The 11,226-nt window shown below is 70.1% G+C and carries 8 protein-coding genes and 1 pseudogene; all 9 read left to right on the top strand.

Annotated elements, in window-relative coordinates:
* On the top strand, positions 1-1,213 hold a 1,213-nt coding region (locus tag AC3E6M_RS17020; protein WP_490530606.1), incomplete at its 5' end, for a substrate-binding domain-containing protein.
* Positions 1,214-1,417: 204 nt separating this feature from the next.
* Entirely contained in the window at positions 1,418-4,075 is a 2,658-nt protein-coding gene (locus AC3E6M_RS17015) for a hypothetical protein (RefSeq protein WP_490530605.1), read from the top strand.
* 76 nt (positions 4,076-4,151) lie between these two features.
* Complete coding sequence (locus AC3E6M_RS17010) at positions 4,152-5,252, top strand: hypothetical protein (RefSeq protein WP_138176020.1); 1,101 nt, start codon at positions 4,152-4,154, stop codon at positions 5,250-5,252.
* 32 nt (positions 5,253-5,284) lie between these two features.
* Positions 5,285-6,835, top strand: a complete 1,551-nt coding sequence (locus AC3E6M_RS17005) for an Ig domain-containing protein (RefSeq protein ID WP_490530604.1) — start codon at positions 5,285-5,287, stop codon at positions 6,833-6,835.
* Between the two features lie 154 nt (positions 6,836-6,989).
* On the top strand, positions 6,990-8,102 hold the full coding sequence (locus AC3E6M_RS17000) for a COG1470 family protein (protein ID WP_490530603.1): 1,113 nt from the start codon (positions 6,990-6,992) through the stop codon (positions 8,100-8,102).
* An 8-nt stretch (positions 8,103-8,110) separates the two neighbouring features.
* Complete coding sequence (locus AC3E6M_RS16995; RefSeq protein WP_490530602.1) at positions 8,111-8,884, top strand: hypothetical protein; 774 nt, start codon at positions 8,111-8,113, stop codon at positions 8,882-8,884.
* A complete protein-coding gene (locus AC3E6M_RS16990) occupies positions 8,881-9,804 on the top strand; it encodes a sortase (protein ID WP_490530601.1) in 924 nt (307 codons plus the stop codon). The genes AC3E6M_RS16995 and AC3E6M_RS16990 overlap by 4 nt, the downstream gene beginning before the upstream one ends.
* A gap of 14 nt (positions 9,805-9,818) precedes the next feature.
* Positions 9,819-11,024 (top strand): phosphate ABC transporter ATP-binding protein, encoded by a 1,206-nt coding sequence (locus AC3E6M_RS16985; protein WP_490530600.1) that lies wholly within the window; start codon positions 9,819-9,821, stop codon positions 11,022-11,024.
* Positions 11,021-11,226: pseudogene (locus tag AC3E6M_RS16980) on the top strand (phosphate ABC transporter substrate-binding protein PstS); the annotation flags it as partial. The gene AC3E6M_RS16985 and the pseudogene AC3E6M_RS16980, both read left to right, overlap by 4 nt.

Here is an 11,226-nt window from a genome sequence, read left to right as displayed (position 1 = left end):
GAAGATCGGCGGCAAGCGGGTCACCAACCTGCGCTTGTCGGGCGAGGTCATCGCGAAGATCTTCTCGGGCCAGATCTCGAACTGGAACGACCCCGCCGTTCAGGCCGACAACCCGGCTCTGACCATGCCCGATCGTCCCATCACCCCCGTCTACCGTTCCGACGGTTCGGGGACGAGCGCGCAGTTCACGCTGTGGATGTCGAAGCAGTTCCCGAACATCTGGACGCGGGGCATGCTGTCGCAGTTCCCGCAGATCAACTCCGCGTTCAAGGGGCAGAACGGCTCGCTCGGCGTCGCGGGATACGTGAGCCAGAACTACGGCGAGGGCGCGATCACGTACGTCGAGTACTCGTACGCGAAGACATCGGGCTTCCCCGTGGCCAAGGTCCTCAACAAGGCCGGGTACTTCGTCGAGCCGACCTACCAGTCGGTCGCCGTCGCGCTGATGTCGGCGACGATCAACCCCGACCTCACGCAGAACCTCGAGGGTGTCTACAACAGCGGCGATGCGCGCTCGTACCCCATGTCGAGCTACTCGTACATGATCGTTCCGACGCAGACCAACAAGATCTTCACGGCGGAGAAGGGCAAGACCCTCAGCATCTTCGCGTCGTACATGATCTGCGAGGGTCAGCAATCCGCCAAGGACCTCGGCTACTCACCGTTGCCGATGAACCTCGTGCAGGCCGGATCCGACGTGATCGCCAAGATCCCGGGTACGGCGGGCGCCGTCGACTTCAACAAGTGCAACAACCCGACGTTCAAGCCGGGCGATTCGCCCTCGAACAACCAGCTCGCGCAGTCGGCGCCCAATCCCGCCGACTGCGACAAGCAGGGGCCGACGCAGTGCCTCGGCGGTACGGGCGGCGCGCAAGAGGAGACTCCCGCGACGGGATCGGGCGGTGTCCCGGGCGGCAGCACGGGCGGAACCGGCGCTGCCGGGGGCGACACGGCGGGCGGCGCGGCCGCGGCGGCCGCGGGAGCCGCCGCGTCCGGGGGAGAGCCGGTCTACGACGCCAACGGCAACCTCGTGTCGGGCTCGGCGATCGGGACGGCGGCGGCTGCGGTGTCCTTGCCGTTCACCCTCGCCGAGGGGGGCTGGGGCACCCCGCAGTACATCATGCTCGCCGCCGGTGTCCTCGTTGTCGCAGCGATCCTCGTGCCCCCGCTCGTCTCGCGCCGTTCCCGACGCGGCAGCGACGCCCGGGGCTGATTTCGGCCGCACTCCGGCCCGACCACGCGTGCCGTACGGGGCGCGAGCCTGCCCGAAAACCCCCGTGACCGGGGGCGAATCATGTTCGCACCTCCACCACGCGGCGGCGGCGCCTCGTTACCGCCGCGTTCATTCCACAGACACTCGGCCGCCCTTAGCTTCTCGCGAGGGCGCACCCGAGCTCTCGACTCCCGAAGGATCCCCGTGCCCGAGAACCGCGTGCTCACCGACGAGGCCGCCTCGTCGACGCCGACCACCCCGCGCCTGCGCGTCCGGGTCCGTCGTGCACGGGCGCCCCGTTGGACCGCTTCCGTCGCCATCGGCATCGTGGCGGGACTCGGGAGCTTCTCCGTCACCGGGGGTTCCGGCCTCGTCGCCGGCTCGGCATCCCGTGCCACCGCTGAGGATTCCTCCGCGGTGACCGTAACGGCCAAGAGCCAGGATGACGACGTCGCCAACGCGCCCTTCCCCGACCTCTCGGTGACCGTTTCGCAGACGCGGGCCCTCGAATCGCAGGGCATCGTCATCTCGTGGACCGGCGGCAAGGCGTCGACGGTACCCAGCCAGCAGATCGGCGGCGCGAACTTCCTGCAGATCTTCCAGTGCTGGGGTGACGACGAGAAGGACCCGAGCGGTCCCGACCGCACCACCTGCCAGTACGGCATCGGGGGCGTGCCGGGATCGCACCGTGACGACGTCCGCGAGAGCGACGCCTCGGTCGCGGAGGAGGACAAGGCCTACACCGTCCCCAGCGAGGGCTTCGCCAGTCCGACCTACACCTCGATCCCGTTCCGCGGAGTCAACGGCAAGGAAGTCGCCTCGGTCAAAGACGGCAAGTACAACTACACCGTCGGCGAAGACGGGAAGAAGTCTTTGCCCGACATGAACACCAACGAGTTCTTCTCGAAGTACACCACCAACATGGTGTCGTGGGCAGGCTCGGGCGGCGACGGTTCGGGCTCGGTCAAGTTCGAGGTCCAGACCGCCATGCAGTCGCAGGCACTGGGCTGCGGCACGCCGGTGACCGCGGCGGACGGAACGGTCTCGGGATCCAGCTGCTGGCTCGTGATCGTCCCGCGCGGGACGAAGGACTCCGGCTCGTCCTTCATCACCCAGTCGGGGTTGTTCTGGGACGCGTGGAAGCACCGCATCGCGGTCAAGCTCGACTTCAAGCCGATCGGTACGCGCTGTCCCATCGGTGCCTCCGAGCGGCAGCTCGCCGGCAGCGAGCTCATCGCGCGCGCCGTGTCGTCGTGGCAGCCGGCGGTCTGCAACGCGCCGGGCGGGTCGGTCTACTCGGCCATCACGAGCGCCGAGTCCGACGCGGCGCTCGCCGCGAACGGCGTGGCGCCCGCGCCCCTCGCGCTCACCTCACGGGCGCTGAACCCCGAGCTCGGCACCGACCGTCTGCGCTACGCGCCCATCGGCATCACGGGCGCCGCGGTCTCGTTCGCCATCGACCGCAACCCTCGCCCCGGCGACCCCAGCGTGCCCGCGGACGTCCAGGGGCGCGCAGGGCTGCCGTTCACCTCGCTCAAGCTCACCCCGCGCCTGATGGCGAAGCTCTTGACGAATTCGTACCTCGACTCGCTGCCGACCTTCGCCGACCGTCGGCACCTCAGTCACGCAGGCCCGGGCGGTCCCGACGACCGGATCGAAAACCCCCGCACGCTGACCTCCGACCCCGACTTCCTCGAGATCAACGACCCCGAGTGGAAGTACCAGGCGCTTGCGGCGGCCTCGCTCGCCGACGTGCTGATCCCGCAGGGCCGCTCGGACGTCGCGTGGGCGATGTGGCAGTACGTCCTCAACGACAAGAGCGCTCGGGACTTCCTCGAGGGCACACCGGATCCGTGGGGGATGACCGTCAACCCGTGGAGCGCGACGACGGATGCCGTGAACGCGTCGGGATCGGCGCTGTCGCTCCCGCGCGAGGACTTCCCGAAGGCCGACCCCGTCGAACAGGCCGGGACCGACTCGTCCGGCCCGGTGAACCTCGTCACATGGCGTCCCTATGTCAAGGACTTCGACTCCGGTGCGTATGACACCCTCCGCGGCGACGGCCTGATCCTCGGTGACTGGAATCCCACCAGCACGCCGCCGAAGTACGGCAAGGCCGACCGCAACCTCCCGGGACGCCAGAGCGTGCTGGCCCTCACCGACACGGCATCCGCCGCCCGCTACCAGGTCGTCACGGCAGCGCTGCAGAATCCGGCGGGGCAGTTCGTCGAGGCGACGCCGGAGGCCATGACGGCGGCCGCGGCAGCGATGACACCCGACCCGCAGCAGCCGCAGGTGTACGGCTTCGACCCGTCGTCGGTCGACGCCCAGCGCGCCACCGGTGCTTACCCGCTGACGCTCCCGGTGTACGCCGCGGTCAACCCCCGCATGAGCGATGCCGATCTGCGGGCCAGTTATGCCTCCTTCATCCGCTTCGTCTCCACCACGGGGCAGCAGTCCGGGACGTCGATCGGCCAGCTCCCGCAGGGTTACGTCCCGCTGCCGGACGGCTGGCGCGAACGGGCGAAGGCGGCGGCGGAGGACATCAAGAACGGCACGGTCCCCACGACACCCGTCCCGGCCGCCTCGGGCACCGGGTCCTCGGGCATCCCGTTCCCCACCGGCAGCGTCGTCGGCAGCGTACCCGCGGCCGCCGCCGCGCCCGCCGCCGGCGCGGCCGCCCCCGCCGGCGCGACCGATCCTGCCGCCAGCGGAGCCGCGTCCGCGGCGCTCGCCGGCGCCACCACGCCGGACGATCCCGATATGGGCGCGATCACCTGGGCTCTGCCCGGCAGTGTCCTCGGCGGTCTCGCGTGCGCGCTCGCCGTGCCGCTGCTCGGGCGCCTCCGCCGACGCCTCTGAGCGGCCGGCCCCACGACTTCTCCTCCACCAACTGAACACCCGAAACACAGTGCAATACCTACGAAAGGTAAGTGAGTTGAAGCTCAACAAGCTGGTCGCTCTGGGGGCGGCTTGCGGTATCGCGATCGCCGGTGTCGGCGTCGCAACCTCCGCCTCGGCGGAGCCGGTCTCGAACAGCTACTCGCTGGTCGGCTCGGACACCCTGCAGGACTCGATGAACGCCATCGTGAACGGCACGACGATCACCGGTGCGACGGTCCGTGTCACCTCGAACAACAAGACGCTCGGTAACTTCGACGCGTTCGGTTCGGCCGCGATCCAGACCAAGCCCGCCGGTGCCTTCTTCGGTCGTCCCGCCGGCTCGGGTGCCGGTGTGACGGCGCTGCGCGCCTCGATCACGGGTGCCAACTACAGCGGTAACCCCGCCGTGCCTGCTCGCCAGATCCTCGGTCAGGTCGACATCGCCCGTTCGTCCAGCGGCCCCGGCGGCAACGCCAACGCCAACGGCCTGCTCGCGTACGTGCCCTACGGCCGTGACGCGATCGGCTTCGCGTACAAGGGCGGCGACAGCTCGTGGGCCAACCTCACCGCCGCTCAGCTGAAGGCGATCTACGAGTGCACCACCACCACGGTCGGCGGTGTCACGGTCAAGCCCCGTATCCCGCAGAGCGGCTCGGGCACGCGCAGCTTCTTCCTCGGCGCCATCGGTAACCCCACCCTCGGCTCCTGCGTCTCCGACGCCACCGGCACGACGCCCGAGAACGACGCGTCCGTCCTCGGCGCCAACGAGTTGATCCCCTTCAGCGTGGCCAACTGGGTTTCGCAGGCGAACGGGGCGACCGGCATCAACACCACCACCACCTCGGGCGTCGCGTTCGGCTCGGCGGTCTCGGGTCAGGCCGCGTTCACCGGCACGGCCCCGAACCTCGTTCCGAACTCGTCCTACTACAGCGACGCCACGTTCGGTCGCGACACCTACCTCGTCGTGGAGTACGCGCGCATCACGCCCTCGGACGCCAAGTACGACGCTTCCCTGGCCAACCTGGTGAACCCCGGCGTCAACAACAGCCTCACCAGCTTCGGTTCGCTCAGCAGCTCGGTCGGCGCGGTCAAGAAGAAGTTCGGCTTCCTCGCCCCGTCCACCACCAACATCCAGCGCGCGTACGCGACGCTCTGACGTTCGATCAACGGATAAGGACACCTTTCCTCATGAACATCAAGAAGCTCGGATCGATCGTCGCCGCGGCGACGGCGGTCTCGCTCCTCGCCGGTGGCCTCTCGGCCACCGCGGCCAACGCGGCCACCCCCGCCCCGCAGTTCTACCTGATGGACGGCGGCGACGGTTCGCGCCTCCCCGACGGCAAGGTCATGGCGTGGGACGAGCAGGTCATCGCCAGCCCCGGCCCGGAGTTCGCCGACATCGACACGCCGTTCCTCGGCCAGTCGAACGATGCCACCAGCGTCGGGTACTTCATCACCACCCCCGGCACCGAGAACACCCTCTCGTCCTGGACGGCGACCGCTGACGGTGGCTTCACGCCCGGCACGCAGAACATCCTGCAGCCCAACCTCAGCCTGTCGGGCTTCATCGGCGGCAACTGGGCGTCGATCAAGGCCAACGGCGGTGACTACAGCCTCGGCTTCGCGTGGGTCAAGAACAACGGTCTGACCATCGCGAACACCGGTGTGAAGTTCGTCTCCATCCACGTCAACCCCGGCGGCACCTGGACCTTCGCCAACCAGGCCCCGGCCGCGGCCGAGGTGGCGCCGGTCGTCACCACGACGTCGCTGAACGCCCTCACGAAGGACTCCGCGTTCTCGCAGACGGTCGCCGCCACCGGCACCGCCCCGATCACGTGGGCCGTCACGGCCGGTTCGCTCCCCGCGGGCCTGAGCCTCGACGCTGCCACGGGCGCCATCACGGGCACGCCCACCGCCGCCGGTGCGTACAGCTTCACGCTGACCGCGACCAACGGCGCCGGCTCCGACGACCAGGCCTTCTCGGGCACGGTCGCGGGCACCGCCCCCGTCGAGCCCACGGGTTCGGACGCCAACAAGGTCACGATCCCGGCTCCGGTCGAGGGCGCGACCACGGTCACCGTCCCCGCCGGTGTCGCCAACGCGAACAAGACGCTGCAGGCCTGGGCCTGGTCCGAGCCGACCAACCTCGGTCAGGTGACCACCGACGCCAACGGCGACGCTACGGTCGACGTCTCGTCGCTGCCCTCGGGCACGACCCACACCATCGCCCTGACCCAGCCCGGTGACTCGACCTTCGCGGTTCTCGCGTGGGGCACCGTCACCCTCGCCGGCAAGGCTCCCGCCACGGACGACGTCGACCTCACGGCCGCCGTCACCGCCAGCGACCTGTGGTCGCTGAACGCCGAGAAGACCCAGGTCGACTTCGGCGCCGTGGCTCGTGACCAGAGCACCACCAAGGCGCTCGGCAAGGTCACCGTGGTCGACGACCGCAACGTCCTCAAGGGCTGGGACCTCGGTGCCTCCTGGACGGCGTTCTCGAACGCGTCCGGCGACGAGATCCCCACCAGCGCCCTCACCCTCGCGCCGAAGGCCTACACGGGCTACACCCTCATCGACGGTGTGACCCTTGGCACCGGCACGAAGATCGCGCAGAGCTCGGCCGTCTCGACGCTCCCGACCGGTGCGCTCTTCGACGCCGATCTGACCTTCAAGGCTCCCAAGGATGCCAAGGTCGGCGAGTACCACTCGACGCTGACGGTCACCCTCACCTCCAAGTGAGCTGATCGACGCTGAGCCCTGCGGGGAGGCCGTTCTCGGCCTCCCCGCAGGGTGCGTTCATCCCCGGTGCGCGGACACTGTCCGTGCCCGCCCCGCACAGCCCTCGTTCACCTTTGCGACACACCTCCGTCGCCCTCATCTGCGGAGATGAACCGTGCTTTCCTCGACCTCGCGCCCGGCCCCGCGCCGCGTGCTCTCGGCGCTCGGTGCGGCGATTCTCGTCGCCGCCGGATTTGCGGCGACCCTCGTGGCCGCGCCCGCGGCGACCGCCGCCGACGGCGACCAGCCCAGCCCCGCCACCGTCGGCGTCGCCACCCGTCCCGCCGGCGGCGACGGCCGGCCCGACGGGCGCACCCGCTTCAGCTACAGCGCCGATCCGGGGCAGAGCGTCAACGACCAGGTGCTCGTCGGGAACACCGGCACCGAACGCCAGGACTTCACCGTCTACGCCACGGATGCCTTCAACGGCCAGGACGGCACGTTCTCTCTGCTGCCGACGGCCGACATCCCCACCTCGGTGGGCGCCTGGCTGCGCTTCGACAACGGTGCCGATCGCATCCAGTTCTCGCTCGAGCCCGATGAGGTGCGACTCCTGCCGTTCACCGTGGCGGTGCCCGCCGACGCCACCCCCGGGGACCACGTGGGCGGTCTCGTCGCCTCCGTGATCGAGGAGGGCCAGCAGGTCAGCCTCGACCGACGCGTGGCGACCTCGATCTTCGCCCGCGTCTCGGGCGATCTCCAGCCGCAGTTGTCGATCACCAGCTATTCGGCCTCGTACGAAGGCGACTGGTGGAACCCGTTCGCCGGCAGCATCCGCCTGCGCTACACCGTGACCAACCCCGGCAACGTCGCGCTCGCGGCCAACATCACCTCCGGTGTGCGCACGTGGTTCGGCATCCCGGCCATCGGCGAACGCGGCGGCAGCATTCCGGTGCTCCTGCCCGGCAACACCGCGTCGTACGACTTCGCCCTCGACGGCGTGGGGCAGTGGTTCTACCTGAACCCGGGAACGACACTGAACCCTTTCGTCGAGTCGCCGGATGCCGCTCTGCAGCTGCCCGTGGCGGCGGTCTCCCGCGACACGGTGGTGTTCGCGGTGCCGTGGACGGTGCTGATCCTCCTCGTGCTCGCCGCCGGTGTCGTGCTGCTGGTGCGGTGGCGTCGTCGCCGCGACGAGGCGCGGGCGCAGGAGTGGGTGGACTACATGCAGCGCACTGCGGCGGCCGAGGCCGCTGAGAAGTCCGATCTGCACGAGGCCGCTCGATGAGGCGACGTGTGGGTCCTGCCCTGGGCGCGGTCGCCGTGGTCCTGGCCGTCGTGTTCCCGAGCCTGCCCGCGGCGGCGGAGGACCCGCCGAGCGGGACGCCGTTGAGCGTCAACGTCACCGACGGGAGTACTCCTACCCCCACGCCCCGTCCCAGCGGCAGTGCCTCACCGTCCGCCGTCGTCCCGGTGACCGGTCCGGCCGCGCGCCCCGGCGGGTCGACCGGATCGACCGGGTCCACCGGAGGGTCCGGCGTCGGCACCGCGCCCGCCGGAGGCGCGGGGGCCGGGTCGCCCGCGGGGTCGACTCCTCCCGCCGACGAGGTGAACGTCGCCGGCATGCTGTACATCGGGGGCATCAACGCCGCGGGGATGCCGGCGTTGAACCCCGCCGAGGGCACGGTCACCGTCTGGTTCACGGTGCGCAACGCCTCGCAGAGCGTGATCGACGCCACGGCATCCTTCTGGATGGACGGCGCCATCTTCACCAATCGCCTGGACACCGTGGACGTCCCGGTCGCGGCCCTGCAACCCGGGGAGACCCGCGTGGTCTCGGCGGAGCTGCAGCACGGCGGACAGTGGACCCTGCTGTCGACGCACGCGACCCTCACCCCTCCGGACTCGGTGGACGGCACGGCGCTCACCCCGGTGACCCGTGACGCCCTGGTGATCCTGTTCCCGTGGCTGATCGTGGTCGTCGCGGTGCTGCTCCTGCTGACCTTCGTGCTGGTCCGGGTGCTCCGCTCGGTGCTCGCTCCCGCTCCCGCCCCGGCGGCCGCGGCATGACGATCGAAGAGCGTCCCGCGCCGCCGGCCCCACCGCGTCGGGCACCCCGGCGCCGCCCGCAGTACGCACCGCTGAGCCCCGCGCAGGTGTTCGTGCGCGGAGCGGCTGCATCGCTGGCCGTCCTCGTGCTGGCATTCCTGGTGAACGTGTTGGTGGTCAGCCACGTGGTGCACTTCGCCTCGCAGCAGCAGTTGCGCGACACGTACCGCGCGCAGCTCGCCGCCGGGACCGCTCCGGTCAGCGAGGGCGATTTCGACGATCATCTCCTCGTCGACGGTGCCCCCGTCGGGCTCCTGTCGATCCCGCAGCTCGGCATCGACGAGGTCATCGTGGAGGGAACCTCCTCGGGCGAGCTCCGGCAGGGTCCCGGACACCGTCGTGACACGGTGCTGCCCGGGCAGGCCGGGGTGAGCGTCGTGATGGGGCGCGCCGCCGCTTTCGGTGGCCCCTTCGGCCGGCTGCAGTCTTTGCAGCCGGGGGAGAGCCTCACCGTGCGCACGGGGCAGGGGGAGCAGGAGTTCGAGGTGCTCGGGGTCCGGTATGCCGGCGACCCGACCCCGCCGGCCCCCGCGCGCGGCGAGAGTCGACTCATCCTGATGACGGCGCGGGGTGCACCGTACCTCCCGAGCGGGGTCGCGTACGTGGATGCCAAGCTCGTCGGTGATGCGCAGGCGCGCGGTGCGCGGCAGACCACCACGATGGCGCTGCCCCCGCAGGCGCAAGCGATGGCCACCGACATGAGGACCGTCTGGGCACTGGTGTTCGCCCTGCAGTTCCTCGTGGTGGCCGAGTTCGTCGCCGTCTGGTCGTACCGCAAGGTCGGCTGGCAGAAGACGTGGATCGTCTTCACCCCCGTCCTGCTGCTGGCGAGCGTCTTCGTCTCCGACCAGCTCATCCGTCTGCTTCCGAACCTCCTCTGACCCGAAGGCCGCACATGACCGACCGCCGCGATCCCGATGTCGATGGCACCGCCGCCCCCTCCGGCGACGAAACCGCCGATCCCTTCATGACCGACGTCATGAGCGCCGGCGACGTCCGCGTCCTCGACGAGGTCGTGTTCGAATCCGCTCCGCTGGGCGCCGCCACTCCGGGTTTCTCGGAGAACCCGGCCGTTCCGGCTCCGGATGCCACCCGCGCCGGACTGGGGATCGTGCACCGCCGGTCGCGCCGCGGTGGTCTGTTCGGTCGCCGCGAGGCGGAGGCGGTGCCGACCGCCGGTGCCGACGACGTGACGACTGTCATCCCTGCCCCGGGGGAGGCCGGCTCGGCCGCGGCGGCGCCAGCGGCGGTGGTCGCCCCCGTGCAGGTCGCGACAGCAGTGGACGAGGCGGAGCCGATCCTGTCGGCGCCCGTCGATCCCGCCTCGCTGTCCGAGTTGGACGCCCACTCCATCTCGGCGTGGTTCGGCGATCACCAGGTGCTCCTGGACGTGTCGTTGACCATGCCCCGCGGGCAGGTCACGGCGCTCATCGGTCCGTCGGGATGCGGGAAGTCGACCTTCCTGCGGATCCTCAACCGCATGCACGAGCTCGTCCCCTCGGCCTCGCTCGCGGGTGAGGTGCGGCTCGACGGCGACGACATCTACGACTCCTCCCACCGGCTCATCGACGCCCGCAAGAACATCGGCATGGTGTTCCAGAAGCCCAACCCGTTCCCTGCGATGTCGATCTACGACAACGTCATCGCGGGTCTGAAGCTCACCGGCACACGCGCCTCGCGCGACGAGAGGGATTACCTCGTCGAGCGGTCGCTCACCTCCGCCGGTCTGTGGAAAGAGGTCAAGGACCGCCTCCGGGCCCCGGGTGGCGGCCTCTCCGGTGGTCAGCAGCAGCGCTTGTGCATCGCGCGATCTCTCGCGATCAAGCCCAAGGTCCTGCTGATGGACGAGCCCTGCTCGGCTCTGGACCCCACCTCGACCCGCGTCATCGAGGAGACGATGGGCGAGCTCCAGAAGGAGCTCACGATCGTCATCGTCACGCACAACATGCAGCAGGCGCAGCGCGTCTCTCAGCAGTGCGCGTTCTTCTTGGCATCCCAGGGTCAGCCGGGCCACATCGTCGAGCACGGCGACACCCAGGCGATGTTCGATTCGCCCATCGACCCGCGCACGTACGACTACGTCAACGGGCGCTTCGGATGAACCGGCGGCGTTCCCTGGCGGTGGTGGCGGCGGTGGCCGCGGTGCTGGCGATACCCGGGCCGAGCGCCTGGGCGGCGACGGACGCGTTCGTGTCGATCACCGGGTCCGGCTCCACGTGGTCGCAGAACGCCCTCGACCAGTGGCGCTCCGACGTGGCGACCCTCGACGGAATGACGGTGAACTACAACGGCACCGGGTCGTG

The sequence above is a fragment of the Microbacterium sp. SCPM-O-B-15248 (M128) genome (assembly GCF_058214835.1).
This window is presented reverse-complemented; position numbering and strand designations above follow the sequence as displayed.

Bases quoted from the DNA above. Each gene is read 5' to 3' on its own strand.
- AC3E6M_RS17005 (WP_490530604.1), top strand. From the start codon at position 5,285: ATGAACATCAAGAAGCTCGGATCGATCGTCGCCGCGGCGACGGCGGTC.
- AC3E6M_RS16990 (WP_490530601.1), top strand. From the start codon at position 8,881: ATGACGATCGAAGAGCGTCCCGCGCCGCCGGCCCCACCGCGTCGGGCA.
- AC3E6M_RS16985 (WP_490530600.1), top strand. From the start codon at position 9,819: ATGACCGACCGCCGCGATCCCGATGTCGATGGCACCGCCGCCCCCTCC.